We start from the raw sequence: 24,691 nt of genomic DNA on the forward strand, positions 1-24,691 counted from the left end.
GCGCCTGAAACCACCGCTGCTATCCAGCGGAGGTCGCCAGCCGGCCCTCCCTGGCTGAAGTTTCCCATCGGCATTCCGTAGCCGGATCGAACCGATGCTCGTGACCGGCCTCCCAGGCGAGCCGAACATCCTCGCCGGGCTGAACCTTGCTAAACCCGTCGAGCCGCACCGAGATCGGCTGACCGTCGATGTCGCACAGCACGATGCTGTCGGCTCCGAGATGCTCGACGGCCTTGACCCGCGCGGCATGATCGCCACCGGACACGATGCGAATGTGCTCCGGCCGGATGCCGATCAGATGATCGCCCTGACGCACCAGGTTCATCGGCGGTGTGCCGATGAAACGCGCCGTAAACGCCGTCGCCGGCCTGTTGTAGAGCTCTTCCGGCGAGCCGTTCTGCTCAATACGGCCATCGCGCATCAGGACGACGCGGTCCGCCATCGTCATGGCTTCGGTCTGATCATGGGTCACGTAGACCATCGTCATGCCAAGGCGCTGCTGCAACGCGCGGATTTCCGTTCGCATCTCGTGCCGCAGCTTGGCGTCCAGGTTGGACAGCGGCTCGTCCATGAGACAGACCCGCGCCTCGGCGATGATGGCGCGTCCCAGCGCGACGCGCTGGCGCTGCCCTCCCGACAATTGCGACGGCTTGCGATCGAGCAGATGCGCAAGACCAACGATGTCGGCGACGAGACGAAGCCGGGCGTCGCGTTCGGCGCGCGACACCCGCCGCACGCGCAGGCCGAAAATGATGTTCTCGGCCACGCTCAAATGCGGGAACAGCGCATAGGACTGGAAGACCATGGAGATCTTCCGGTCCGCCGGCGACAGGCGGGTCACGTCCACGCCGCCGATGGCGATCGTGCCGGCATCGGCCTCCTCGAGCCCGGCGATCAGCCGCAATGTGGTCGACTTGCCGCAGCCGGACGGCCCCAGCAGCACCAGCAGCGAGCCCTCGTCCGCCGTCAGACTGATGTCATCGACGGCGCGCATCGCGCCCCACGACTTGGAGACATGATTCAGCGTAATCGCCGACATGGCCGGTTCGCTCTCAGCATGATGCAGCTACGCTGATGGCGGCTCGCTCCAACGGAGCAGCACAGTGCCGGTCAAAGACCAGTACATGCGTCCTCCCTCGAGCCACGCTCATTCATCGGCGTAGCAGCTATTATGTTCATATGAACATAGTGTGGCACCATATGAAACAGAAAATTGCCTCTTGCCCCTTCAAATGATATTTTTGTCGCGAACGGAGGGCTCATGGCCAGGAGCGCCAGGACACGTCAGGTCCACATACTGGAGATCGTGCGCGAGCAAGGCTTCGCTTCCATCGAGCAGCTTGCGGCGCGTTTCGAAGTGACCCAGCAGACTATCCGCCGCCTTGTGAATGCGCTCTGCGACCAGGGATTGCTTCGGCGCGTGCATGGTGGGGTCAGCCTCCCCGTCCAGAATCAGAACCTCGCCTACAGCAGCAGGCACAGGCTGAACGCCGAAGCCAAGCGGCGGATCGCGCTTGCGACCGCCAAACTCATTCCCGACGGGACGTCGCTGATGATCGGGCTCGGCACGACTCCCGAATATGTCGCGCAGGCACTTTCCCGCCGACGGGATCTGCGGGTGATCACCAACAGCCTGAACGTGGCCGCAGCCTTCTCGCACAATCCGGACGTGGAGATCACCATCGCCGGCGGCACGCTGCGGCCGCTCGACCGCGACATCATCGGCGAGGCCGCCGTGCATTTCTTCTCTGGATTTCGCGCCGACTTCGGAATCTTCGGCGTCGGCGGCGTCGATGCGGACGGCTCGCTGCTCGACTTCCATGTCGATGAAGTCAAGGCACGCCAATCCATCGCCGCCAATTCACGAACGTCCGTGCTCGTGGCCGACATCACCAAATTCGGGCGCAATGCGACGGTTCGCGGCGGCCACCTCGACGAGTGCCACCATCTCGTTATCGACGACCGATTGCCGGCAGCGTTCGAGCTGAGCGCACAACGATATAGCGGCCAGATCCATACGGCCGGCGACGCTCGCGCAGATTTCGAGCTCCTCGGCGACATCTAGCCGACACTGCATCTGATCGCTGCTCGGCTTGATCGCGCCTCCCGGAGGCGAGGTCCGCGGTCGTTCCCCGCTCCGCGCTGGCAGCAGGTTTCCGGCGAGACCATCACGGTCGCCGTGATCCCGGCGAGCTATTTCGAAAACCTCATTGCACTGGCGCCGCAGTTCAAGGCGCTCACCGGCATCGACGTCCGCTTCGAGAAGATCCCGCCGGCGCAGATCCGGCAGAAGAGCGTCATCGACCTGACCTCGAAGACGGGCACCTACGCAACCCACGCTGCCGATCCCATGTATTACGCGCTCTATGCCGCGAACAAATGGGTCGAGCCGCTCGACACTTACCTCGCAGACAAATCGCTGACCGATCCGGCCTGGTTCAAGCTCGACGACATCATTCCGGCCTGGCGCAGCGCCAACGGCATCGACGGCAAGCTCTACGGCATGCCCTATGACGGTGAAGTCACCATTCAGGTCTATCGCAAGGACCTCTACGACGCGAAAGGCCTGAAGCCGGCCGACACACTAGAAGCCTACATGTCCAATGCCGCGGCGTTGAACACGCCGAACGATCGCGTCTGGGGGGCTGCGCTGCGCGGCGTCGCCGGTGCCGGCCAGAACATGTACATCTATCCGTCGATCTTCCGCGAGTTCGGCGGCGACTGGATGAAGGGCGGCAAGCTCACTGTCAATGGCCCCGAGGCCGAGGCGGCGCTCGCCTGGTACGTCGACATCATGAAGAAGTACGCGCCGACGGCAGCCGCCAACTGGAATTGGCCGGATGTCGCCGACGCCTTCTCGCAAGGTACCGTCGCCAGCTACATCGACGCGCATTCGTCGGCTTCGGTCATCAACAATCCTGAGAAGTCCAAGGTGATCGGCAAGGTCGCCTATGCCCGCTGGCCCAAGGGGCCCTCGGGCAAGCGCACCACGTCGATCTGGAACTGGGGCTTTCCGATCAATTCCGCGCTGCCGGAGAAGAAGCGGAAAGCGACCTGGCTGTTCATCCAGTGGGCCGCGAGCGCCGAGACCCAGGCGCGCACCGCGCATAAGTTCGCCGGTCCCACCAAGCGCTCGGGTGTCAACCGCACCTCGGTGTGGAAGGATCTTCGTTGTAGGTGGGAAGCAGCATGGCAGTGCGGCTCGCGATCGCAGGCAGCTCCGCCTCTGCCGCGAAGGCGCGTTATCGCCGGCGACCGGCTGGAGCGCTGTGTTCAGGGAGCCCATCGGTAGACCAGACTTCCGACAAGGGTTTGTCGCCCTCTGTCAGAAATGCCCGCAGCTCGATCGGCTCTCCCTTCACCTGGCACTGGAAGCTCTGCCGCCAACCGCCGGTGTAGGGATTGGGCTGCGTGACGATATTCTTCACCTCGGACTTTTCCGCCGTCACGACCCCTTTGACGCCGGCAGGATCGACGCCCTTCAGGTTGTCGCCGAACAGATCGAGGACGAAGAGGCGGGCGTCTTCGCCCCTCGCCCCTATTCCGCTTCGCGTGAAGCGGGCCAGCGAATGCGGCTTCGGGCTATCAGGTCCCCAGTGCAGTCGATAGGTGTAGTTGTGTTCGCCCTTGGCCTGTAGCGGATTCTTCGGGCGCCAGAGTGCGGCGATGTTGTCGTGAACCTCTTCCTTCGTCGGGATCTCGAACAGAACGACCCCGCCCTCGCCCCAATCGCCGATCGGCTCCATCCAGAGACTGGGGCGTTTTTCGAAGCTGGATTCGATGTCCTGATAGGCGAAGAAGTTTCGCTCCCGCTGCATCAGCCCGAACCCGCGGGGATTTAGATCCTGAAACGTGCTGATCTGGAGATCGCGGGGATTGTTGAGCGGCCGCCAGAGGCTTTCTCCCTTCCCGTTGAAGATCGCGAGGCCGTCGGAATCGTGGACCGACGGGCGGAAGTCGTCGATATCGTTGCGTCGTTCGGACCGTAGAAGAACGTGCTGGTCATCGGCGCGAGACCGGCCCGCTGCATTTCGACCCGCGGATAGACTGACATTTCGACGTCGAACACCGTGGTTTCGCCCGGCCGCACAGTGAAGCGGTAGCTTGCCGCGCAGCTCTTGCTGTCGAGAAGAGCGTGGATCACCATCGAAGTTGCACCCGAAGCCGGCCGCTCGAGCCAGACGGCCTTGAAGAGCGGAAATTCCTCGCCCTTTGCTTCGCCCGTATCGATCGACAGTCCCCGGGCGGAAAGGCCGTATGTCTGCCCTTTGGCGACAGCGCGGAAGTAGGTCGCGCCCAGGAAGACGCAGACTCGTAATAGTCGGGACGGTTCATCGGCGCATGGATGCGGAAGCCCGCGCACCCGAGATCGCTGTCCTCGAACGGCGGGAACTTCTCGCCGAAGGAAAAGTCCGCCTTGCGGTACTTGAGGTCGGTAGCCTTTCCGTCCGCGACCTCGAAGATGCTCACCCTGTTCTTGTAGAAGAAGCAGCGATGGAAGAGCTGCGCCTCGAACGGAAGATTCTTGCCGCGCCAAAGGGCGCGCTCGGGCTGGAAGCGGATCGAACGGTACTGATCGTAGTCGAGGTTCTTCAACCCGCCTGGCAGCTTCTCATCTGGCGCCTCGTACGGTTTGCGCCCCAGCATACGGGCGAGGTCCCTCACGGTGGAAGGACCGAACGCGCCCTCCGGCGGGCCAGCAGCAGCGAAACCGCTCCGCGAAGCGAGCAACAATGCCGGCAGCAACGCCGACCCTCGAACAAACTGGCGTCGGTTCACGGGTTCTCCTACTCGCTACTGCTATCGCGGCCAAGCAACGGCCACCGCGCCCGCGAGTTCGACCCGACCGGCCATCACTGGCGGGAGGAAAGTTGAGCAGCCCAATCACGGGCATCTGCCGGAATCCGGGGTTCCGGTGCCTCAAAACGTGCTGGTTGATCAGGTTCAACGGAGGCCCGCCCGCAGTTGGTGGATTTCTCTCATCCAATTGTCGCCTATTGGCGCGTAGCCTGACTTTCACGGTGATGCCCGCTGAGCGACGCTTCTGGCCCATAGCCGACCCACAGCGTCTCCCGCCAAGGATGAGTGACGAGGCAGAAGGTCTGCTCTCATTCACCACATTTAAACCTTAAGATTTTACGAAGGAGGACTCACCACAGACCGCAGGAACATGCGAACAGCCTTTGTACAGAAGCCATCCGTGGACTTCGGGCAATGAAGGTTTGGCAGACGAGCTGCATCGCGGCTGCGGTCGCATCCGTGGGACTTTATCTAGCCGCCGGTAACAGGCCGGCCGGGACGGGGCCGAATGTCATACTGGGCGCTGCAGCGAACATAGCGGCTCCCGAGAACATGGCGGCTCCTGCGAACATGGTGACGCCCGCCTTGTACGCCGAGGCATCGGCCAGACTTGCGATAGCGCTTCGGGCAGAAGGAGCCAAGCTGGGCTCGGTGACGTCAGCAGGTTCCGGGCCGTTGAGCACCGGAGCCGAGATCGTCGATGAACCCGTCACGACCAAATTGGCGTCGTTGGGGCAGGATATCGTCAAACCGCTGCCGGCAGGACGCGATGCGTCCAACGATACTCCGAAAGCGGCGTCGACGCCGGATTTCCGTTATCTGGTCTACTACGTCTGGTCTGAACTGCCGTCCGCCGAGAAACCGGCGGAGATCGTCTTGCGTTCGTTCAAGGACATCCCAGTCGGAACGCCGGCCGAAGAGATCAAGCGCGCTTCCGACGCGTTTGGTCTCGATTTCAATTTCATGATGGCGGTTGCCAAGATCGAATCCGGTTTCAATCCCAATCAACGCACCGGGTCGTATATCGGCCTGTTTCAGCTGAGCCAATATGAGTTCGGGAAGTTCGGCTTCGGGCAGATTCGCAGTCCGAGGGATAACGCCGTTGCGGCCGCCTATAAGGTCATTACGGAAGGCATCCTGTTCGAGTGGATCACGCACCGGAAGCCGGATTTGAGCGATCTTTACCTGATCCATCAGCAGGGCTGGGAAGGCGCCGCTGAGCACATCAGCCAGCCCGCTCGCATCGCTTGGAAATCCATGTGCGCCACCAGCGAAGGCAAGGAGAAGGGCGGAAGGTGGTGCAAACGCGCTATCTGGGGCAATGCACTTCCAGCGTTCAAGCGTACTTGGAAATCGGTGGACAACGTGACTTCAGAGGCGTTCGTCGGTATGTGGCGCGGCCGGGTCGCCGAATTCTACACGAAATATGTGGCGACTGCCGCTGCGGCGGCAAGCCAATAAATCCGTTTTCGGCAGGCCCTGCCACCGCTTGCAGGCTATACCAAGTCCGCTCATGCCCCGTAGCTGACCATCCGCACTGCTTGAGCCGACGCCCGCAATGACCCAAAGCTGGCGTGACGCATCGCAGTTTGACTGCGCCAGCTGGCGCGACGTGTTCTGCGCTTTGTCGACGAGCTAAGCGCAGGTCCAATGTCAGGACAGCTGACGTGCCACACGGCCACGTCCATCTCTGGCTCTTCTCCGAACGGAATTGCATGGTCGGCCTGTGTGAACAGGCTTAGAATGCGCGCCTCGCAAAGTTAGTTCTCGCGTGGAGGCAGGTCATGATCAAGACGCCATTCGCTATCGCGGCTACGGTTGTGTTGGGCCTTTCGTTTGCACAACCTTCGTTAGCAGAATCGGACGGCGATCAGCTCGGTACGGTGCATTTCGAAACATCGTGCAAGCCGGAGGCGCAGAAGCTTTTCGATCGCGGGATGCTGTACCAGCACTCGTTCTGGTACCGCGCGTCGCAGCACGCGTTCGGAGATGCTCTGAAGGCCGATCCGGAGTGCGGCATCGCATACTGGGGCATTGCCCTCAGCCTCTTGTGGAATCCCCACGTTCCCACCCCCGCGAAAAACCTCGCCGAGGGTGCTGAGGCGATCGCAAAAGGAAAGCTCATCGGCGCCAAGACCCAGCGCGAACGCGACTACCTCGATGCGCTTAGTGCCATGTACGCCGACTACGACAAGGTCGATCATCGCACGCGCATGCTGGCTTACGCCAAGGCCATGGAGCAACTTGCGCAGCGGTATCAAAACGATGACGAAGCGCAGATCTACTATGCGCTGGCCCTCAACACCTCGGCGTCGCCGGCCGACAAAACCTACACTAACCAGCTCAAGGGTGCGGCAATCCTTGAGCCGATCGCAATACGGCAGCCCCAACATCCCGGCGTGGCGCACTACTTGATTCATCTTTACGATTATCCGCCAATTGCCGAAAAAGGGCTCGAGGCTGCGCGACGCTACGCCAAGGTTGCACCAGCGGCAGCCCACGCCCAACATATGCCGTCCCACATCTTTACCCGCGTCGGATACTGGAGGGAGTCGATTGCTTCCAACACCGAATCGTCGCGTGTGGCGAGAGCGGACAAAGAGGGCCACGATCAGCTGCACGCAATGGATTACCTCGTCTACGCCTATTTGCAACTCGGGCAGGACGAGAACGCAGCAGCCGTTGTCGACGAGATGAAGGGGGTCACAGGCTTCACCGAGACTTTTATCGCCGGGCCATACGCGCTGGCCGCCTCGCCGGCACGCTATGCAGTGGAGCGCGGCGATTGGAAGGCTGCTGCGGCGCTTGAGGTTCGTCCCAGCCTGCTGCCTCACGTGCAGGCGGTAACCTATTTCGTGCGGGCGCTGGGCGCGGCCCGTGCAGGCGAGCCAGAAGTCGCGAAGGCCCACATCGCCAAACTCGCCGAACTGCGCGACAAGCTACGTGCCGCCAAGGACACCTATTGGGCCGAACAGGTCGAAATTGAGCGGCAGGTTGCGACGGCTTGGCAGCTTTTCGCCGAAGACAATCGTGACGCTGCGCTGAATGCCATGAGCGCCGCCGCCGCTGCCGAGGACAAAACGGAGAAGCATCCAGTGACGCCGGGAGTGCCTAAACCGGCGCGCGAACTCTATGGAGAAATGCTGCTTGAGAGCGGCAAGGCAAATGAAGCGCTTGGGGCATTTGAAGCAACGCTGCGGAAGGAGCCAAACCGGCTCGGCGCTTACGTAGGCGCAGCCAAGGCGGCGGAAAAGTCCGGCGAATCCAACAAGGCTCAGCAATACTATAAAAAGGTCATAGCGATCGCTGATGCAGCTGATAGCACCCGAACGGAAGTTGCCGAGGCGCGGGCATTTCTGATGAAGCGCTGAGAAACGGGCACGAGAGGCATGGGAGCACACGTGAAATCAATATTGCTGGCGATCGTTCTGGGCGTTGTTGCGAGTGCGGGAAACGCTCAATCGCTCGAGGTTGTCGGATATTCCGGTCACCTCGGCGAATGGGAGTTGACAGCCACCGTCACGGAAGCGGCCTCCGGCCAAGTCATAAAGGAGTACTCCGGACCATTGACGATGAAGCACGTCGGGTTGTGCACTCAGGATGGTCCGGAGGAGAGGATCGGCGAAATGCGCCTGCGGATGTCAGTCTTAGCATCGCGATTGAACGCGACATTTTCGTTTTCTGGCGTCGAATGCACCTACACCGGAAGGCTGTCAGACTACTACACAGGCACGATGATTTGCCCTGATCGGCAGCCGGTTCCGCTCAAACTATGGGTGAAATAGTTGGGTCAGGAAACAGCCAGGTTCTTGGAAGAAGGACGAGCACTGCGCTGATCGCGAAGAGATGGGCTAATCGCCTGCCAAGGCTTTTACGTTTGAAGCGCTCGCCATTCCCCCGCCGGCGGGCACGTGGCTGCCGTAAGTCCGTTTTTGGCCCATCGGCGAAGTTGCGCCTCGACTGGCGGAGATCCGCTCATGGCGGCAGAGCGGGCCAGATTTGCTCAACCTGAGCTCTTCACAGGTTGACCCTAAGATGACCTCAGTCGGCCAGGCACATGCAATGTGGCTTGACGTCGTTGGCAACTGACCTACTATTCGCACCAGACATTGATGGGGATGGAGTCCCCCGATAACTGCTGCAATGCTGATGGCTCCTACCAGACGCAGGGCGTCGGTAGGGACCTATTTGCTCCCAGCAGCGCCCGAGAAAGGGCGAACAATGGCTGGGCTTCCTTTTTGCTTGCCTTTCGCAAGTTGGTTTGTACCTGCCCTATGGTTGGTCGACACGATTGCGTACTCAGTTGGTTACGCGACTGAACTTGTTTGGCTCTCAACCTGGATCGGATCGGGCTGTACGTTGATTGCGCGGCACCATCTTGCGATGAGGCAAATCTTTAGGCCGGGAGAGTGCCACGACTGAAATCTGGACCTTGGCCGCTCTATGGCTCGGCCTCGCACTCGTGGCCACCCTGATATCAATCTGGCTGCGCATCGCGACTGCATTGTCAGAAATCGTAGTGGGAACCATCGCTCAGCTCGTGATCGGCGCGACAATAGGCTCTGCCATATTGGGCACCGATCAGACATGGGTAAAGTTCTTGTCGGGAATGGGCGCGATCCTGTTGACATTCCTCGCGGGTGAACCGGCGGCAAGACAGGCCATCATGCGCGGTCAAGAATATGAGAAGCTTGCTTCCCGCTATATGGGCCTGTTCACACGCACAGCGCGAATTAGCTCGGCTCGACGGGGCCGGACCGGCCTGTCAGAATTCCAGTTGGTCGCGTACCGCCTCGATCCCTGCTTTCGCGCACGCTTCGTCCGCGTCGCCGCCGGGGGCCCCGGATACTCCGACTGCGCCGACCAGAGAGCCGCCAGCTTCGACGATCAGTCCTCCTCCGATGATGACCGCTCCTGGCAGATTGCGAATGCCTGCCTGCATCGTGCCCGGCTGGCTGGCCGCATTCAGCTCGGTCGTGCTCGTCTTGAAGGACATGGCGTCCATGCCTTGCCGGAAGCGGTCACGGGCGCGCGAGGTCCCGCAAAGCGATCGCGGAGCAACACTTGAGTGACGCCGAAGCGATCGACAACTGCCACCGCGACTTGGTAGCCACGGCCACGGCAGCTATCCAAAGCAGCGCGCGCCAAATCGAGGGCCAGCTCCGGACTAAGCGATTTGTAGACGACGATGGCCTCTGTCGCCCGGGCGGGACTGCCGAAGAAGGTCAGCAGGGCGGTCGCGACTAACACACCTCGCACATCCATGACTATCTCCGGCAGAGCTGAGCGGCGGTCTAATTGATCTCGCCATATGCCAGATCATCGAACAGGGTCAAACTGTCGGCCTTGGTCCACAAGCCAATCATGCCGGCGTCAGGAATCGTGCCGTCCTCCACCTCGAATATGGGCTTTCCATCATAGGTCACCTTGAACCGGCTTCCCATGAAGTCGCAACGCAGCGTGTGCCATTGCCCGGACGCCACCGGCGCACTGATGCCATAGCCGCCCTTGCGTCCGACAATGTCGAGCGAGGTTCGGACGCCTTTGATGGTCTTGTAGAGCACCACGTTGTCTTCCAGCGCGTTGGCTCGCACGACGTAGTAGTTCTCGGCGTCTTTCGCGCGCCAGATGATGCCTGCGGCGCGATCCTCTGAGCCGGCGATCGCCTTGAATTTGACCTCCACGAAGCCGTCACGGACGTTGGAATCGCTCCTGATGGCCACGGGGAAGGTCGCCCGCCCGGATTGCTTGAGCACGTTCGGCTTGCTCGGCGCCGTGGCGTCGGCCTCAACGGTCCATTTCGATTGTCCCCGGCCGGTCTTAGTCAAAGTCCATCCTTCCGGCGGCATTCCGGCAGGAGTGCTGTCAAAGTTCAGGGTGTTGGCCACGGCGTTACCTCCCATCAAGAAAATCAGGATGACCGTCCAGGCAAACTTCGCCCGGCCTAAGAATTTGCGTGGAAGGACAGATGGGCAGATCGATTTGCGTTTCATCATATCCTGTCCTTAAGCGCGCTCTTTACGAACCAAGCCCATCCCGGCGAGTTGATGCAGACCTCCAGCGAGGAAGGGAGATCATCATGAGAAATTCAGCATCGGCAGCCCTGTTGTCCTCTGTCGTACTGGCCTTCGCATTCGGTGGAGGCGCGGCACAAGCGCAGTCCACCCCTGTCCAGCAACCTCAGTCGCCGCAGCAGTCGGAACAGTCGCGCGAGCAGGACCGCAGCCGCGCGGAAGACGTCACGATCGGACGCGACTGGAAGGCTCAGGGCGGGGAGGCCGATCACGCCGGCCAGGCGACGCCGAACGAAGACCATCAGACTGTCGGCCGCGACTGGCGCGCTCATCCGGACGACAAGAATCGGCAATAGGCGCCCTCGCCAGACTCGAGATATTGGATGTGCAGCGGTAGAAGCGATCGCCGCACTTCGCTCCGCCGCCACACCATTCCGAAGCCCCACGCGCATGGTTACTTCTCCCAGAGCCCGATGAGCACCAAGCCGGCTGAAGAATCGGATGGGCGACCGGACCCACGATGGCCGTGACGGCAATCAGCGATGCCCGTCGCCGTCATCACTTCGTCCCATCCCCTTTGAATGCTGGCTCCAATATGCCGTCGATCGGACCGCCGGGCCCCGTTGGCTGCAGCTCAAACCGTTTGCCGCTTTGTGTCACGCGATAGCAGTCGTCGCCCATGTCCTTGATATAGAGACAATTTCATCCTTCTGGATTCGCCATTTTCCGACCTGCTTCACACCCATCGAGTAAGTTCGCAGCGTCCCGTCGCCGTCATAAACAAACCGATAGTGGACCTCGTCGGTCAGTTGCTTCCCGGTGAAAGCCGCTCGGATCTGCGCGCCGGTCAACGCCCGAACGCTTTCGGCTGCGGCAAAGCCGGCATCGAGGGCGACCAGTCCCCCGATGCCGGTAGCGAGTGCCCCGATAAGACACCTCGCAAGTTGGCTGTTCGATTCCGCCAGCCTCACTTTTTGCACGCCTTCCGACACATCTGGTACTCTGTCTTGCATGCTGGCCCGGCGTAGTTTCTCACGCAGGCGGCACGCTGATTGGCGCAAACCTTGCAAGTTTGCGCCCCAGCCGCCTGTGGGGTGACAAGACAGGCCAGCGCCAAAACAGCGACGGCAATGTTTCTCATCCCAATAATCCTTCAGATTTCCTTCGCGTATCGATCGTAGAGCGCGGAGGCGTTTTCCCAACGGATGGCCTCCATGTAGACGTCGACATAGCGGGCTGCCGCAGCGCCGAAGTCCATGTGATAGGCGTGCTCATACATGTCGAGCACCAGCACCGGACGACCGCCAGCGAGCGTCGTCGTATGATCGGCAGCCCACTGGTTGACGAGCCGCTTGTTGCGAGGGGAATAGGAGAGGATCACCCAACCTGAACCACCGCCCTCCGCCTTGCCCATCGCAGCGAACTCCGACCGCCATCGATCGATGCTGCCGAAGTCGCGCACGATCGCTTCGGCGAGCGCTCCGCCCGGCCTACTGGCGCCGCCAAGACCATCGAAGTAGATCTCATGCAGGATCATCGAGTTCGCCGCGATCAGCTCTTCGCGCTTCAGGCCGTTGACGACGAAGTTCGGTGCCTTCGCGAAGTCTAGCTCGGCGAGCTGCGCGCTGATCGCGTTCAGCCGCTTCACCGCGCCGCCGTAGTTGTTCTCATAGTGACTGACGAGCACCTTTTCAGAGATACCGCTGATCGATTTTGGATCGAACGGCAGCGGCTTGGTTTCGTAGAGCATCAGGCGACTCCTTCGTTCAAGCTTCGGCTCAACTCTTCGTACTGGCCGTCTTGTCGAGCGCCGCACGCAGGCCTTCGGCGAGCTTCACGGCGTCGTCGTTCGCCCAGAAGTGCATGAAGAAGAGCCTCGGCTGCTCGTCGAGCATGTGGCTGTGCAGCGCGGTCACCTCGATGCCGTGTGTCCGCAGCGCCAGGATGACCGGGTTAACCTCGTCACCGGTCAGCACGAAGTCGCCCGTGATGGCGGCCTTCCCGCCTCCCGTCGGCTGGAAGTTGATAGCGATCGCGACGCCCATCGGGCCGGCCGGGGTCAGCGGCATGCCGTCCTGCGTGATCGGGTCTCGCCGCTTGACGTTGAACTGGTAGACGCCGCCATTGGCCTGGCCTTTTACGCCGATGATCTGGTCGAGCTTCGCCGTGTCGACATCGATGGCCGGCGGCGGGCTCGACGGCGCCGCGGCGGTCAGCGGCGTCTTGCTCTCGGCGAGCGCATCATGGATCGCCGACGCAAGCTTGACCGGGTCCCCGTGGCCGGCCACGTGCATGTAGAAGGTGGCCGGGCTCGCCCGCAGCAGATGATTGTGCACGGCCGTGATCTCGAGGCCGCTCGCGATCATCTTCGCCATTACCGGGTTGATCTCGGTTTCGAGCAGCACTAGGTCGCCCATGATCATGGCGCCGCTATGGGCGGGCTTGAACGCGACCCATCCGCCTAGGGCGAGCGCCGGCTTGATCGCCACCCCATCCAAGGTCACGGAAAGGTCGCTGCGGGGAAAGCCGTAGCGGCGGACGTCGTCAGACACCGCTGGCTTGCGGCCAAGTGCCTCGTCTACCTTCTGCCATTCAGCATCTTGAGCATACGCCGGGATGAAGGGCGCGAAGCGAATTGCGAAAAAGCAGACGGCGAGGCCGACCACAGCCAAGATGGTCCTTTTCATGGTGCAGCTCCTCGACCTCAATTCCGCTCTTTGATCTGGCCACTGCTGTCGACGACCAGCTTCACCGGCTTGCCGTCCTTCACCGCATTGGCGGTGATGCCTTCGGCCGTCGATTTGACGTCTTGCACCTGCGAGTAGCCGGCCGCCTGAATCTTGGCGATCAGCTCGTCCTGGGTTAGGGCGTGAGCGGGCGTCCATCCGCTCGCCACCGCGAGCAAGATAGTTGCTTGAAGGAATGCACGTGTACGCATGTTGGCTCTCCTGGTGTTGTCCCCAACCCCGGTGAAGGGTGTGCGTAGCAGTGTCCCTAGATGACGCCTCCCAATCGCAGCAAGATGCCCGAGACGCAGGAAGCGGCCAAAACGACGAGCATTCCAATGTTGAACCGGAAGATCGCCGTCGCCGCGGCTACTGATAAGGCGAGCGCCGGTAGGTCAATGCTAGTCAGCACTGGGGCGTCGAAGGACAAGCCGAATCCCTGGACCGGAAAGGTCTGCCGGAACAGAGTATGGAGCGCGAACCAGATCGACAGGTTGAGGATCACGCCGACCACGGCGGCGGTGATTGCCGAGAGCGCACCGGCGAGCGCCTTGTTGCCCCGCAGCGCCTCGATGTAGGGCGCCCCGACGAAGATCCAGAGGAAGCAGGGAGCGAAGGTCACCCATGTCGCCAACAATCCGCCGAGCGTTCCCGCCGCCATGGGAGAGAGCCCGGTTGCTTCGCGGAAAGCGGCCATGAAGCCTACGAACTGGACGACCATGATTAGCGGGCCAGGTGTCGTCTCGGCCATGCCGAGGCCGTCGAGCATCTCCCGCGGCGTGACCCAGTGGTAATAGCCCGCGGCCTGCTGCGCGACATAGGCCAGCACCGCGTAGGCACCACCGAACGTCACCATCGCCATCTTGCTGAAAAAGATCGCGATCTGGCTGAAGACCTCGTTCGGACCAAGCGCGATCAGAAGAGCGAAGACGGGAACGAGCCAGATGGCGAGCCATACGGCCAGAACCCGCAGCGTGCGCGTCGTATTCGGCCGAACGTGGTCCGGAATCCCCTCACCCAGCATGCTGTCGATCACAGCGGAGTTCTTGCCGCCATGCTCCAGCGCCGCGAACTCCGGCCGGTCAAGCCGGGCGCCGACAAAGCCGATCAGGGCTGCCGCAACGATGATCAGCGGAAACGGCGCTCCAAAGAAGAAGATCGCGACGAAGGCGATTGCCGCCAGCGCGACCATAATTGGATTGCGAAGTGCACGTTTGCCGACGCGGGCCACTGCCTGAATCACGATGGCGAGCACGGCCGCCTTGAGGCCGAAGAACAATGCCTCGACAAAACCGACGTTGCCGTAGGCGGCGTAGATGTAGCTGAGCCCCATGATGGCAAAGACCCCGGGCAGGATGAACAGGCCTCCTGCGACGATGCCGCCAACGGTCCTGTGTAGCAGCCAGCCAATATACGTGGCCAACTGTTGCGCCTCAGGACCAGGGAGGAGCATGCAGTAGTTCAGCGCGTGCAGAAAACGGCTCTCCGAAATCCAATTCTTCTCCTCGACCAGAATACGATGCATGACAGCGATCTGTCCGGCCGGCCCACCGAAGCTCAAAATAGCTACTCGCATCCACACAAGAAGCGCTTCGTTGAAGGTGATGCCGTGGGCCGGCGCGTCTGCGCCGGCCTTCTGGGTTGCAGCGATATCAGTCATGCCTTCACCTTGTTGGTTGGCCAGTTGTGCAACTCCTTGGTCGCGTCGCGGCACCATCGGTAGAATGCATCATAGAGCTGGAGACCGGCGTTCAACTGCTCAAGGTCATCGTCGAACATGCGCGATAGGCCGAGCGATGCAGCAAGCAGGCCCGGCGCCTCCGGAGACAGATCGAGGCGTCCCGTGTCGGCGGCGCGGACCATCGTCGCCAGCCGCTCCAACGCAGGCGACGACAGGCCAAACTCCTTGACCATGACGTCGAAAGTGCAGAGCTCGCCGCGATGGCTCCAGAAGACGTTCTCGATGTCGAAAGGCGTGGCCTCGAAACGTTCGGCAACCGCCTCGACTTCAGACGGCGCGACGAACAGGAATACCGCAGTGGGATCGACGAAGCGGCGGATCAGCCATGGACACGCGATCCGGTCGATCTTGGGGCGCGCTCGCGTGACCCACACCGTGCGACCACGCCCATCGCGCTTGGGAATCCTGGCGGCCGGCACCGTCGGATGGTTCGCTTCCTTCCATGCGACTTGACCACCTTCGAGGTTCTCGGCGGCGACGTTGCAGCAGCGGAGCCAGACCGCAGTCCCCTCGCTGAGCTTCTTGCCCTTGTGACAGACCACGACGACGGACTGGCCCGTCAGGCGGAACGCCCAATCCTGGATGTCGAGATGCGAGCGCCGCACGGCGCCCGGGATCAGGCGCGGATCGGCCGAGAAGTCCTCTTCGATGCGCACGTCGATGAGCGTCGGCGCGGCCGCCGTGCCGACCAATCGAGACAATTTATCGGGTGAAATGGAGGTGTACGATGCTGACATGCTGCGCCCTTGGTGATCAGGACGCGATTCTTGGGCATGACGCCTCGCGGGGAGATCGCACACCCCCGATCCGCGAATAAAAGCCCAGTTAACCGGGCTGTCAACCCGCGGGGAGGCGAACGATTCCAGAAATTATCAGAAGAGCGTCACGGAGATTTCATCCAAGTAAGGAACTAAGCCGACAAGTTAAGCCTCAATGAAGCCTCCGACGGAGTTTCTTGATGATTTCCCGGAGATCCTTCGCATACTCTTCGATGATCTTTACGGCTTCCTCCAGACGCGAGTGCCCGGACTCCGGAACTTCCCTATCTCGCTCTGGTCGGTCCGTATCGTTCATGCCCAACGATTCGACGGCGGCGACAAGCGGTGTTGAGCCAGATCAAGGTTCGTACGCTACGATCTTGAAAGGTCCGGAGGAATTCACGTAGACTGCCGGTCCGGGACGAAGCAGACTCCCGGCGAGACTTCGGTCCAAGTTCTGCGCAGCACGCAACAACGTGGAGCTTGCGCATGGATACCGAACGACAATCCTCTCCCAAACGTACCGTTGCCATCCTCTCGCGAGGAGATGCGGCCGCGCGCCGAGATGCGACCTCGAAAAGCGGCCGCTTCGCCGACGTCTTCCAAGCGCTGGCCGCCGTCGGCGTCGAAGGGCGCCCCGCGATCTACGACGAAAGCTTCGCCGATGCCGTCCGCGAGCAACTGCTTGCGGTGGACGGCGTGCTCGTCTGGGTCAATCCGATTCAAGACGGCCGAAGCCGCGCAGGCCTCGACGCCCTGTTGCGCGACGTCGCTGCGCAGGGCGTGTGGGTGAGCGCTCATCCTGACGTCATCCTCAAGATGGGCACCAAGGAGGTCCTCTATCGCACTCGCTCGATGAGCTGGGGATCGGACACGGCGCTCTATCAGACCGCAGAGGCGATGCGCGCCGAGCTGCCTGCACGGCTCGCCGCCGGTCCGCGCGTGATCAAACGCAACCGGGGCAACGGCGGCCAGGGCGTCTGGAAGGTCGAGAAGCTGCCGACCTCCTCCATGATCAAGGTCCTGGATGCGACCAAGGATGCGCCCGAGGAGCTCACGCTCGATGATTTCCTTCGTCGCTGCGCGGAGTATTTCGAGAGCGGCAGCGTGATTGACCAGGCGTTCCAGCCTCGCCTGAGCGAGGGTGTGGTGCGCTGCTACATGGCAGGTGACCGCTGCGCTGGCTTCGGCCATCACAAGGTCAAAGCCCTTGTCGACTCGCCGGCCGCGCGTTCAGAGGCTGGACCGCGGCTTTACTCGTCGAACGCGGACCCGCGCTTCCAGCGGCTGCGGCGGTTGATGGAGGACGAGTGGACGCCGCAGCTAATTTCGCTGCTGGAGATCGCGCGCGGTGATTTGCCCGCGATCTGGGACGCAGACTTCATGCTCGGGCCGGTCCAGACCGACGGGAGCGACAGCTACGTGCTTGGCGAGATCAATGTCAGCTCGGTGCATCCCTATCCGAACGAGGCCCCCGTGGAGATCGCCCGGCGGGTTGCCGATCGGCTGCAGGTTAAGCTTTGACGCATGCTGACGATCAGAGGGCTCAAGCGCCTGCACCTCTCCGTATCATTTGACCTGCAGGACGGCGAATGCGTCGTCCTGCAGGGGCCTTCCGGAGCCGGGAAGACCTTGCTGCTCCGCTCCATCGCGGATCTCGATCCCAACGAAGGAACAGTCAAGCTGGACGGCATGCTCCGAGAGGCGATGCCCGCTCCGGCATGGCGAAGGCGGGTGACCTACCTCGCCGCCGAGCCGGGCTGGTGGTCTGACACCGTGCAAGATCACTTCGCCGCCTGGGAGGATGCCCTTCCGCTGGTCGCGCGACTGGGCTTGCCGGACGACTGCGGAGCGTGGTCGATCCAAAGACTTTCGACCGGCGAGAGACTGCGGTTGGGACTTGTGCGGGCGCTCATGCTGCGATCGCGAGTGCTTCTGCTGGACGAGCCGACCTCGGCTCTCGACCCGGCAGCCGCTGCGGCTGTGGAAGGTGTGATTGCCGAACTCATCTCGGATGGAACGAGTGTCCTCTGGACTACCCACGACGGCGCCCAAGCCCGCCGGGTCGGGACCAGGATTTTCGTGATGAGGCCCGACGGCGGGATCGAGGAAAACCGGCCGTGACCTACATCCAGCTCTCCTACGCCGACTTGGTTCTACCCGCGCTCCTCGTCGTCATGGACGGCATCTTCTCGCTCATTCTCCGCCTCAAGCTCGAGAAGCAACTGGCTATTGCGGCCGTGCGCATGGTGGTGCAGCTCGTCCTCGTCGGATACGTGCTGACCTTCCTGTTTGCCGCGGTGTCGCCGCTCTGGACCGCTCTCGCCGCCCTGATCATGGTCCTCTTCGCCTCGAGAGAGATCGTCGCGCGGCAGAAGCGGCGCCTTCAGGGGGTTTGGAAGTACGGCCTGGGCGCGGGATGCACGCTGCTCGCCGCAGGTACGGTCACGATGCTCGCGCTCCTTACGGAGCTACGCCCCGATCCGTGGTATCATCCGCGCTACGCGCTGCCTTTGCTGGGCATGATGCTGGGCAACACCATGACCGGAATAAGCCTGGGCTTGGACGTGCTGACGAACAGCCTGGTGCGCGAACGAGCCGCGGTTGAGGCGTGTCTTGCGCTAGGCGGCACCCGACACCAAGCCCTGCTGCCGGTCATAAGGGACGCCTTGAGAAGCGGCTTCATGCCGATCATGAACAGCATGGCCGCGATCGGGCTCGTTTCTTTACCGGGAATGATGACCGGTCAGATCCTTGCGGGCGTCGAGCCGGTCGACGCCGTCAAATATCAATTGCTGATCATGTTCCTGATTGCCGGCGGCACCGGGCTGGGAACGCTGGCCGCTGTGCTAGGTGGCGCGCGCCTTTTGACGGATCACCGACATCGCCTGCGTCTCGATCGCATTCTGATCGATAAAAAGGAATGCAGGTCTCTTCTCTAGAAGCAGGTGGCAGATCAAGAAGGTTCCGTTGAAGCGATGGCGGTCGCCTACCCTCGCAACAGGTTCTTTCACTTCTGCTTCTGGCCACAGCTGACCTGTTGCGACGTTCGCCGACTCGTCGGCTTGTGACCCAAAGTGGACCTTTGGCAGTCCAATATATGCTGCCCAGCCTCTTTGACCTAGCTCAGTGGATCGTCTGGTCTTAGCCGATCAATAAGGCCATGAAAGCTCCGCCCGAAGAACCGCCCCCGGATAAAGATGAGCCCCGGAGCGTGGAAGCGCGCCGGATCATAGAGGACTTTGCGAACACCCTACGGGAGATCATCAAGAAGCTACGCAAGCTTCTGAATTAGAGGCAGCCGTACTGTCATACTGTGGGGTCTGTTCTTTTATCTGGTGCAACCCTTCCATTGGTGACACGTTAGGAACTATCACCGAACGGATCGTGGCTTTTATCGGTGATGAGAACGCCGGTAGCGCTCCCGCCTTCCTCTCACGGAAAGGAGCCGCGCGTGCAAAGGCGACGCCGTTTCAAACAAACCAAATCCCTTGAAGAGCGCCTTGCCGAAGAAGCAAAGGAGCTGCGCACCGTGGCCGCAACGCTTCCACCCGGCCCCACGCGGGACGCGGTGCTGCGGAAGGCCCGGCAGGACGAAACTGCCGCACACATGACCGGGTGGCTTAGCTCGCCCGGCCTCAAGCCGCCGACCTAAGCCGGGTTCTTGTGCGTAAAGAGCTGGTCGAGAAATGCCGAACGAGGGCGGAGCAATGCCGCTTGAATGCCAAGAACGCACGGAGCGGCTTTGATGAAGCTGCGTGGCTCGACCTCGCTGACGACTGGACAAAGCTAGCGGAAGCCTTCGAACATGAGGACGATCCCAAGTGGACGAACTAGGGGGCAGCTCAGGCTCGTCGCTTAATGTCGCCTAGTGGCCTCAAGCCGTCCAACTTCGTCGCTTGGGCTGGTCTGGTATTGAGGGCAGTCCGGACTTCGCATCAGCGATCCTTCGACCGCCGCTTGTGACCCTAACCGGACCTCGCCCGCTCAGTCCGGCCGAGTTTGCAACAACATCGGTTTCATCGTTGTCCCGTAGTAGTCGGAGCCCATCTTTCCAAGCGCATCCCATGCGTGGGCTGCAATAGACGGCAGTGGTTCTATCCAAAAGCTCTCGGGTATGACTTCACTCGGCGGAACGCGACTGAACTCCAGATCGGTAAGAACAAAGCCTTCACCGTCGTATGTCATGCGCGCCAGAACCTCCCCAGCGCCGTTCACTATTTGGGTCTCTCCAAGAAATCGTGAGCGATATGGCTTGCCCTCGTTGCCGGGCGTGCGTCCTTCAAAGTCTCCAGCGTGCGACCGCTTATGGCCAATAGCTGGCCTTCGTTGCGGTGCGGCTGAGGGCTGCTTGTGACCCATTTCGGAACTCAGCCTGAAGATCAGAAGCGAGGTGAAGAGAACCCGACGGCGGCCGGGACAACTGTTTGTGGGCCGAGTTCAATGCACGTAGCAGAAAGTGATTTGCTAAGCTATTCTTGTCGGGTTGTGGGAGCACGCAATGTCGAAGGCAATTGCCGTCTTGGGCTCCGCTCTGTTCTTCGTCATTGCGCCGTTGGTGCTGGCAGGCTTCGTTCCTTGGTGGGTCACGCATTGGGAATTTCGGCCAGCTTTTTTCGGCGTCGATCTAACCCGCATCCTCGGCGGTATATTGATCATCGTCGGAGTGCCCGGACTCGTGGATTCATTTACCCGTTTTGCGCTGGAGGGGCTGGGGACGCCCGCCCCGATCGCGCCGACACAAACGCTCGTAGTGACTGGCCTTTATCGCTACGTGCGAAATCCGATCTACATCGCGGTCGTCGCAGTCATTTTTGGTCAGGCCCTTTTGTTTGGTGATTGGCGGCTCCTCTGGTACGGCGCGCTACTCTGGCTTTTTTTTCATGTCTTTGTGGTGATTTACGAAGAACCGACGCTCAAGCAAACATTTGGCGCGGAGTACGAGAGCTTTCGGGCTAATGTGCCGCGCTGGATTCCGCGGTTGAAGCCATGGCGAGCCGCATAAAAGAATTGCTGCAAGCGGCTCGACGCCGGCTGCAACAAACATTGCGAGACGGCGAAGCGTAGCAAGCGCGCCTAGCGGCCTCGCCCCGGAGGGCCACTACCTTAGCCGCCGGGGTCGAAAATAGCACACGGGCCGGGCAACTGCTCCGCACGCCGTGTCTTTCCGATCTGGAGGAAGACCGGCCGTCTGCGCCTGCGCATTATGAGAACCGAATCTGCCCGCTGGAGACCGTCCGCCGGCGCTCAACATGTCCGTCCACCAGAGCTAACCGGAAGTCACGCTGCGCGTAGCGATGCGCTGAACCCTCAACGGACATTTATGGGGTCTGTTCCAGCCAATAGCTTAAGGATATAATCTGGCCAGCCTCAGTCGGACTGCTGCTAGGTTCAGACCCCTGAAGCGGTGGCGCCCAGTCAGCATTATCTGCATGGTTGTCACTGCGGGCCTGCTAGATGCCGGGGCCCTTGTCGTTGGTCAGTCACGCGTGCCGACAGAAGCCATAGTGTCCTCGGTAACACGTACACCGGAGCTTATTGAACGCGCGTGGCACCTGCCAGTGGCAGCTACGTTCCACAGGAACGTTAACTGGCAATCAAATAGCTCTCGTTGCGGACCTGCAGCTGTTGCGAATGCGTATAGGTCGCTCGGCGAGGCGGCAAGCACGGAGGGCAAGGTGCTGCGGCACCGGGCGGTGCTGGACAGGCTTATGCATCTGGGTCTCACGCTTGACCAGCTGGCCGAGGTCGCGGGGACCAACACGAGCCGCAAAGTCACTGTCTTGCGTGATCTCAGCGAGGACCAGTTTCTGGAGCATCTGCGTCGCTCCAACGATCCGGGCCGACGCTACATCGTGAACTTCAATCGCGCGCAAATTTTTGGTGCTGGTGTTGGACATCATTCGCCCATTGGCGGCTATCTGGAAGCCGAAGATCTAGTTTTGGTGCTCGATGTCAATTCCAGCTACCAGCCATGGCTAGTCGGTCGAAGACGGCTGTTCGCAGCTGTAAATACGTACGATGGCGATAAGAAGCGCGGGCTGCTGCTGATCGAGTAATTGCAAATCCCTGCGGCCTGTCAGGCGAAGGCGAGCGAGGCGGTGGAGGTGACCAGGCGATCGAATCAAACAAGGCTGCGAGCTGCTGCCTTGCGACGGGCCTGCTCGTGGCCCGATGCTGCCAAATGCTGCTCCGAGGTCGAGTGTCGAGTGCAGATCGGAATCGGTTTGCAGGCCCTTAGACCGCCGGTTTTGATTCCGACATTTGTCGCACATAGGCCACGCCATAAGCTAAGCTCGGTGGAGCGATTGGAGGCCGGGAATGAAGTGCCTGCGCATATATGCAACTCCAGACGGCGAATCCCATTTTGGGGAAGTTGATGTTCCCACGACCCTAACGCGGTCGTTTCCGAATGGCGCGCCTGCCGCTAACTATGAATCCGCACGTTCCGCTTTCTACGAAGCTTCGCGAGTTCGTTTTGTTCATATCCCTCCAGGGGCGCGCGAAGCGGAATTTCATAATTCACCGGGCCGGCTCCTAGCCATCTGGCTGGATGGCGAGGTCGAGTTTGAAACGAGTGACGGAGAGGTTCGACGTGTCTCGGCTGGAAAGGCAGTTCTAGTTGAGGATGTGCACGGGAAAGGACATATCTCGCGCCATCCACCGGAAGGGCAGAACGTTATACAGGTCATGCTGCCACACGGCCTTGACGCGCCCGCTGCGTAGTCGGTGGTTGGCCCGATGGCGAAGTTCGGTTCGGCTCAGATATGGTCTGCTGATCGGGGCACACCGGAAGTGACACGGCGCCGTTCAAACCCGCGCTTTTGACCCATTGCGGACCTCGCCTGTGGCTAACCTGACGCCGTTCTAGGTAGCCGGGAAAAAGCTTGAGCAATCAGATCGGGCGGGCGATCAGCGCTTGTCTGCCGTTTGATCGTTGGCCTTCTTCTCGAGTTCATCGATTCTGTCGAGTGCGTTGCTAAGGAGCTCGCCTAGCACCGGCAGTGTCGAGTAGAGCTGCTGCGACATACCGGGTGTTGCAGCATGTATCACTCGCTTTATTTCCACTCGCATCGCCATGGCCGTTCTCGCAGTGCCTATCCTGATCGGAGCTAAGTTAGACGCGACTTCGTCGACTCTCCGTTGGCAGAGTCACTTGCGACGATCCTGCTCAATCTGGTTAGCAGTGGCGAGTTTTCCCTTGATGTACTGCTTTAGATCACCGACCTCTTTTTCAAGGGCCTCCCGCGGGATGTTTTGACTCTCGGCCCCCTCAACGAGGCGATCAACTAATACGTCCACGCTTTGTGAAGCGCCCGGCGTCCCATATTGCTCCGCAGCGTGAACGCTGTTCTCGACCCAAAAATCAATGTACTCGCGTGTCGTCGGTGGCATGTGAAGTTTCTGCCAGTATTCAATGAGCTTCGTGTGGAGCGTAATTATATGCAGAGCTGGAGGCAAGGCGGCGCCCGCATGGCGGAGCCTTAGCCATCGGACGTTCCAGTTTTGGCCAGGTTCTCCCGGTTTTGCCAGCTGTCCTGCTTCCATCCTCAGCGGCCTGGTCGATTTCGCAGTCGCCTGTTTTGCCTCATGAGTGCATAATGGGGGATGCCCGATTCCCACTACCGAACCTGCCACTGTGGAGCAGTCTATAGCCGAAACGAGGCCATGGCCCCCGGTCGGCAGATCGCCAGCTTCGAGTGCTCGGTTTGCGGCGAGACCACGGAATCGTGGAACACCGCCTGGGTGCCCACCTATAAATTGATTGCTGGACCCGTCCGCCTTCCGCGACCCAGCTAGTTATTGCAACGCTTAGCAATTCCGCGGATTAGCCATTGATGGCAGAGTCGTTCGGCACTTCATTCACTATCGTTGAGGTGACTTCGGACGACGCTCCGAAGCCAACGAAGCAGATGTGGCTCGCCTTTGCCAAACCCAAACAGGCATTGACGCTAGTGCTTGCTGCCGTTCCCGAAGGCTGGACCGCGGAAATTGTGCCGGCCGTCCTGACTGAAAAGCAGCAGAGGATGTTCGAGGAGCTCGACCTCGAACCCGGCGATGTTTACCGGATCGCTCCAGATCAAGAGATCCTCGGTGGGGCGCCGTCTACTATTCACCAGGCCGGATATGGCTCGAACGAGGTTCCCTTTTCGACCGCCTTCTGACATAATTCGGCATGGCAAAAATAAAAGTGAGCTTCAAACCAGTCCGTAAATCCGAGGGCGATTGGGCTATCATTGCCGAGTACCCGGGCACAGAAGCGCGAGAGATTACGGGCTTCGCGAGCAAAGCCGATATTGACGAGTGGATGAATGGAGAGCGTCGGATCGCTTGGCTCCGATCACAGGGTTACGCGAAGTGACTCGATGACCCCTTAGGGCGCGCCCGGCGCTTCGTGCTCAGAAGATTCGACTCACTGTCTCGCGGGCGGCCGAGACTCTCGCGGCAAGCGGGGGCTGAACGCTCGTGGCCCGCAGGTAATCCCGCGGCCGGTAGCCCAACGTGTCGACCCACAAAGAAGTGTTAAACTCGCTTACAAGTTGGCGGCAGCCTTGAAGTGGGCCATCAGGCGTCATTAGGCGAGTTGGCCGTGAGCGATGAGTGCAAGGATCCTACGCAAACGGCGGGACCTCGACCAGCGTTCCGATCAAT

At 60.9% G+C, this 24,691-nt stretch carries 24 protein-coding genes, 2 pseudogenes and 1 riboswitch; of the genes and pseudogenes, 12 read left to right on the forward strand and 14 right to left on the reverse strand.

Annotated features, from left to right (window positions below; translation table 11 throughout):
* Positions 1 to 19: 19 nt before the first annotated feature.
* Together A3AS_RS0129050 and A3AS_RS49315 are read right to left on the reverse strand one after the other, a co-directional pair.
* Positions 20 to 1,039, reverse strand: coding sequence for an ABC transporter ATP-binding protein (locus tag A3AS_RS0129050; RefSeq protein WP_018321021.1), 1,020 nt, complete (start codon positions 1,037 to 1,039; stop codon positions 20 to 22).
* 189 nt (positions 1,040 to 1,228) lie between these two features.
* Entirely contained in the window at positions 1,229 to 1,426 is a 198-nt protein-coding gene (locus tag A3AS_RS49315; RefSeq protein WP_245283313.1) for a hypothetical protein, read from the reverse strand.
* Between A3AS_RS49315 and A3AS_RS0129055 the strand changes: the two genes are divergently transcribed.
* Complete coding sequence (locus A3AS_RS0129055) at positions 1,331 to 2,065, forward strand: DeoR/GlpR family DNA-binding transcription regulator (RefSeq protein ID WP_245283312.1); 735 nt, start codon at positions 1,331 to 1,333, stop codon at positions 2,063 to 2,065. The two genes, A3AS_RS49315 and A3AS_RS0129055, sit on opposite strands and share 96 nt — an antisense overlap.
* Positions 2,066 to 2,179: 114 nt before the next feature.
* The gene (locus A3AS_RS0129060) at positions 2,180 to 3,292 is read left to right on the forward strand and encodes a sugar ABC transporter substrate-binding protein (RefSeq protein WP_018321023.1); all 1,113 of its coding nucleotides are present in this window, start codon (positions 2,180 to 2,182) and stop codon (positions 3,290 to 3,292) included.
* Here the strand turns inward: A3AS_RS0129060 and A3AS_RS0129065 are convergent.
* Positions 3,274 to 4,779: pseudogene (locus tag A3AS_RS0129065) on the reverse strand (glucan biosynthesis protein G). The gene A3AS_RS0129060 and the pseudogene A3AS_RS0129065 sit on opposite strands and share 19 nt — an antisense overlap.
* 435 nt (positions 4,780 to 5,214) lie before the next feature.
* Between A3AS_RS0129065 and A3AS_RS0129070 the strand changes: the two are divergent.
* The 3 genes from A3AS_RS0129070 (at position 5,215) to A3AS_RS0129080 (ending at position 8,585) form a co-directional block, all read left to right on the forward strand.
* Complete coding sequence (locus A3AS_RS0129070; protein WP_026202471.1) at positions 5,215 to 6,261, forward strand: transglycosylase SLT domain-containing protein; 1,047 nt, start codon at positions 5,215 to 5,217, stop codon at positions 6,259 to 6,261.
* 323 nt (positions 6,262 to 6,584) lie between these two features.
* The gene (locus A3AS_RS0129075; protein WP_018321026.1) at positions 6,585 to 8,171 is read left to right on the forward strand and encodes a lipopolysaccharide assembly protein LapB; all 1,587 of its coding nucleotides are present in this window, start codon (positions 6,585 to 6,587) and stop codon (positions 8,169 to 8,171) included.
* A 30-nt stretch (positions 8,172 to 8,201) separates the two neighbouring features.
* A complete protein-coding gene (locus A3AS_RS0129080) occupies positions 8,202 to 8,585 on the forward strand; it encodes a hypothetical protein (protein WP_157644419.1) in 384 nt (127 codons plus the stop codon).
* A 320-nt stretch (positions 8,586 to 8,905) separates the two neighbouring features.
* Positions 8,906 to 8,966, forward strand: a riboswitch (Fluoride riboswitch).
* Positions 8,967 to 9,565: 599 nt separating this feature from the next.
* Here the strand turns inward: A3AS_RS0129080 and A3AS_RS0129085 are convergent.
* Positions 9,566 to 10,065 (reverse strand): annotated as a pseudogene (locus A3AS_RS0129085) (heme-binding protein).
* 29 nt (positions 10,066 to 10,094) lie between these two features.
* Positions 10,095 to 10,796, reverse strand: a complete 702-nt coding sequence (locus tag A3AS_RS0129090) for a hypothetical protein (protein WP_018321028.1) — start codon at positions 10,794 to 10,796, stop codon at positions 10,095 to 10,097.
* A gap of 83 nt (positions 10,797 to 10,879) precedes the next feature.
* Here A3AS_RS0129090 and A3AS_RS0129095 point away from each other — a divergent pair, with 83 nt between their 5' ends.
* Complete coding sequence (locus tag A3AS_RS0129095) at positions 10,880 to 11,170, forward strand: hypothetical protein (protein WP_049815020.1); 291 nt, start codon at positions 10,880 to 10,882, stop codon at positions 11,168 to 11,170.
* A gap of 300 nt (positions 11,171 to 11,470) precedes the next feature.
* On the opposite strand, the gene A3AS_RS0129100 is transcribed toward A3AS_RS0129095, so the two are convergent.
* The 6 genes from A3AS_RS0129100 to A3AS_RS48555 all read right to left on the reverse strand — a co-directional run bounded on the left by A3AS_RS0129100 (position 11,471) and on the right by A3AS_RS48555 (position 16,018).
* Positions 11,471 to 11,806, reverse strand: coding sequence for a hypothetical protein (locus tag A3AS_RS0129100; protein ID WP_157644420.1), 336 nt, complete (start codon positions 11,804 to 11,806; stop codon positions 11,471 to 11,473).
* Between the two features lie 161 nt (positions 11,807 to 11,967).
* Positions 11,968 to 12,564, reverse strand: a complete 597-nt coding sequence (locus tag A3AS_RS0129105; RefSeq protein WP_018321031.1) for a superoxide dismutase — start codon at positions 12,562 to 12,564, stop codon at positions 11,968 to 11,970.
* 28 nt (positions 12,565 to 12,592) lie between these two features.
* Entirely contained in the window at positions 12,593 to 13,501 is a 909-nt protein-coding gene (locus A3AS_RS0129110; RefSeq protein ID WP_026202472.1) for a DUF1259 domain-containing protein, read from the reverse strand.
* Between the two features lie 17 nt (positions 13,502 to 13,518).
* A complete protein-coding gene (locus tag A3AS_RS47720; RefSeq protein WP_026202473.1) occupies positions 13,519 to 13,752 on the reverse strand; it encodes a PepSY domain-containing protein in 234 nt (77 codons plus the stop codon).
* Positions 13,753 to 13,808: 56 nt separating this feature from the next.
* Positions 13,809 to 15,200 (reverse strand): chromate efflux transporter, encoded by a 1,392-nt coding sequence (chrA, locus tag A3AS_RS0129120; RefSeq protein ID WP_018321033.1) that lies wholly within the window; start codon positions 15,198 to 15,200, stop codon positions 13,809 to 13,811.
* Positions 15,197 to 16,018, reverse strand: a complete 822-nt coding sequence (locus tag A3AS_RS48555; protein ID WP_026202474.1) for a sulfurtransferase/chromate resistance protein — start codon at positions 16,016 to 16,018, stop codon at positions 15,197 to 15,199. Before A3AS_RS48555 ends, chrA begins: the two co-directional genes overlap by 4 nt.
* Positions 16,019 to 16,528: 510 nt before the next feature.
* On the opposite strand from A3AS_RS48555, the gene A3AS_RS0129135 reads away from it, so the two are divergent.
* From A3AS_RS0129135 to fetB, 3 genes are read left to right on the forward strand one after another with little or no spacing between them, the layout of a single operon-like run.
* The gene (locus A3AS_RS0129135) at positions 16,529 to 17,563 is read left to right on the forward strand and encodes a Cj0069 family protein (protein ID WP_018321036.1); all 1,035 of its coding nucleotides are present in this window, start codon (positions 16,529 to 16,531) and stop codon (positions 17,561 to 17,563) included.
* Between the two features lie 3 nt (positions 17,564 to 17,566).
* Complete coding sequence (locus tag A3AS_RS0129140; RefSeq protein ID WP_018321037.1) at positions 17,567 to 18,163, forward strand: ATP-binding cassette domain-containing protein; 597 nt, start codon at positions 17,567 to 17,569, stop codon at positions 18,161 to 18,163.
* Positions 18,160 to 18,981, forward strand: coding sequence for an iron export ABC transporter permease subunit FetB (gene fetB, locus A3AS_RS43990; protein WP_018321038.1), 822 nt, complete (start codon positions 18,160 to 18,162; stop codon positions 18,979 to 18,981). The genes A3AS_RS0129140 and fetB overlap by 4 nt, the downstream gene beginning before the upstream one ends.
* 1,045 nt (positions 18,982 to 20,026) lie before the next feature.
* Here fetB and A3AS_RS0129155 read toward each other — a convergent pair.
* Positions 20,027 to 20,227 carry a hypothetical protein gene (locus A3AS_RS0129155; protein ID WP_157644423.1) on the reverse strand — a complete coding sequence of 67 codons (201 nt, stop codon included), beginning with the start codon at positions 20,225 to 20,227 and terminating at the stop codon, positions 20,027 to 20,029.
* A gap of 313 nt (positions 20,228 to 20,540) precedes the next feature.
* Here A3AS_RS0129155 and A3AS_RS0129160 point away from each other — a divergent pair, with 313 nt between their 5' ends.
* Together A3AS_RS0129160 and A3AS_RS0129165 are read left to right on the forward strand one after the other, a co-directional pair.
* On the forward strand, positions 20,541 to 21,044 hold the full coding sequence (locus A3AS_RS0129160; protein WP_026202475.1) for an isoprenylcysteine carboxylmethyltransferase family protein: 504 nt from the start codon (positions 20,541 to 20,543) through the stop codon (positions 21,042 to 21,044).
* Between the two features lie 427 nt (positions 21,045 to 21,471).
* Entirely contained in the window at positions 21,472 to 22,098 is a 627-nt protein-coding gene (locus A3AS_RS0129165; RefSeq protein WP_049815021.1) for a phytochelatin synthase family protein, read from the forward strand.
* 853 nt (positions 22,099 to 22,951) lie between these two features.
* On the opposite strand, the gene A3AS_RS47735 is transcribed toward A3AS_RS0129165, so the two are convergent.
* Together A3AS_RS47735 and A3AS_RS0129175 are read right to left on the reverse strand one after the other, a co-directional pair.
* Positions 22,952 to 23,119 (reverse strand): hypothetical protein, encoded by a 168-nt coding sequence (locus A3AS_RS47735; RefSeq protein WP_018321043.1) that lies wholly within the window; start codon positions 23,117 to 23,119, stop codon positions 22,952 to 22,954.
* Positions 23,120 to 23,191: 72 nt separating this feature from the next.
* On the reverse strand, positions 23,192 to 23,434 hold the full coding sequence (locus A3AS_RS0129175; RefSeq protein WP_018321044.1) for a hypothetical protein: 243 nt from the start codon (positions 23,432 to 23,434) through the stop codon (positions 23,192 to 23,194).
* Positions 23,435 to 23,877: 443 nt separating this feature from the next.
* Between A3AS_RS0129175 and A3AS_RS0129180 the strand changes: the two genes are divergently transcribed.
* Entirely contained in the window at positions 23,878 to 24,204 is a 327-nt protein-coding gene (locus tag A3AS_RS0129180; protein ID WP_018321045.1) for a hypothetical protein, read from the forward strand.
* Positions 24,205 to 24,691 lie beyond the last annotated feature (487 nt).

It is taken from the genome of Bradyrhizobium sp. WSM2793 (genome assembly GCF_000379585.1).
In the GTDB taxonomy this organism is placed as follows: domain Bacteria; phylum Pseudomonadota; class Alphaproteobacteria; order Rhizobiales; family Xanthobacteraceae; genus Bradyrhizobium.

Excerpts from the sequence above, each read along its gene's own strand:
- A3AS_RS0129050 (WP_018321021.1), bottom strand. The coding sequence starts at position 1,039 with ATGTCGGCGATTACGCTGAATCATGTCTCCAAGTCGTGGGGCGCGATG.
- A3AS_RS49315 (WP_245283313.1), bottom strand. The coding sequence starts at position 1,426 with ATGCACGCGCCGAAGCAATCCCTGGTCGCAGAGCGCATTCACAAGGCG.
- A3AS_RS0129070 (WP_026202471.1), top strand. The coding sequence starts at position 5,215 with ATGAAGGTTTGGCAGACGAGCTGCATCGCGGCTGCGGTCGCATCCGTG.
- A3AS_RS0129075 (WP_018321026.1), top strand. The coding sequence starts at position 6,585 with ATGATCAAGACGCCATTCGCTATCGCGGCTACGGTTGTGTTGGGCCTT.
- A3AS_RS0129090 (WP_018321028.1), bottom strand. The coding sequence starts at position 10,796 with ATGATGAAACGCAAATCGATCTGCCCATCTGTCCTTCCACGCAAATTC.
- A3AS_RS0129095 (WP_049815020.1), top strand. The coding sequence starts at position 10,880 with ATGAGAAATTCAGCATCGGCAGCCCTGTTGTCCTCTGTCGTACTGGCC.
- A3AS_RS0129105 (WP_018321031.1), bottom strand. The coding sequence starts at position 12,564 with ATGCTCTACGAAACCAAGCCGCTGCCGTTCGATCCAAAATCGATCAGC.
- A3AS_RS0129110 (WP_026202472.1), bottom strand. The coding sequence starts at position 13,501 with ATGAAAAGGACCATCTTGGCTGTGGTCGGCCTCGCCGTCTGCTTTTTC.
- A3AS_RS47720 (WP_026202473.1), bottom strand. The coding sequence starts at position 13,752 with ATGCGTACACGTGCATTCCTTCAAGCAACTATCTTGCTCGCGGTGGCG.
- chrA (WP_018321033.1), bottom strand. The coding sequence starts at position 15,200 with ATGACTGATATCGCTGCAACCCAGAAGGCCGGCGCAGACGCGCCGGCC.
- A3AS_RS48555 (WP_026202474.1), bottom strand. The coding sequence starts at position 16,018 with ATGTCAGCATCGTACACCTCCATTTCACCCGATAAATTGTCTCGATTG.
- A3AS_RS0129135 (WP_018321036.1), top strand. The coding sequence starts at position 16,529 with ATGGATACCGAACGACAATCCTCTCCCAAACGTACCGTTGCCATCCTC.
- A3AS_RS0129140 (WP_018321037.1), top strand. The coding sequence starts at position 17,567 with ATGCTGACGATCAGAGGGCTCAAGCGCCTGCACCTCTCCGTATCATTT.
- A3AS_RS0129155 (WP_157644423.1), bottom strand. The coding sequence starts at position 20,227 with ATGACATACGACGGTGAAGGCTTTGTTCTTACCGATCTGGAGTTCAGT.
- A3AS_RS0129160 (WP_026202475.1), top strand. The coding sequence starts at position 20,541 with ATGTCGAAGGCAATTGCCGTCTTGGGCTCCGCTCTGTTCTTCGTCATT.
- A3AS_RS0129165 (WP_049815021.1), top strand. The coding sequence starts at position 21,472 with ATGGTTGTCACTGCGGGCCTGCTAGATGCCGGGGCCCTTGTCGTTGGT.
- A3AS_RS47735 (WP_018321043.1), bottom strand. The coding sequence starts at position 23,119 with ATGGCGATGCGAGTGGAAATAAAGCGAGTGATACATGCTGCAACACCC.
- A3AS_RS0129175 (WP_018321044.1), bottom strand. The coding sequence starts at position 23,434 with ATGCCACCGACGACACGCGAGTACATTGATTTTTGGGTCGAGAACAGC.
- A3AS_RS0129180 (WP_018321045.1), top strand. The coding sequence starts at position 23,878 with ATGGCAGAGTCGTTCGGCACTTCATTCACTATCGTTGAGGTGACTTCG.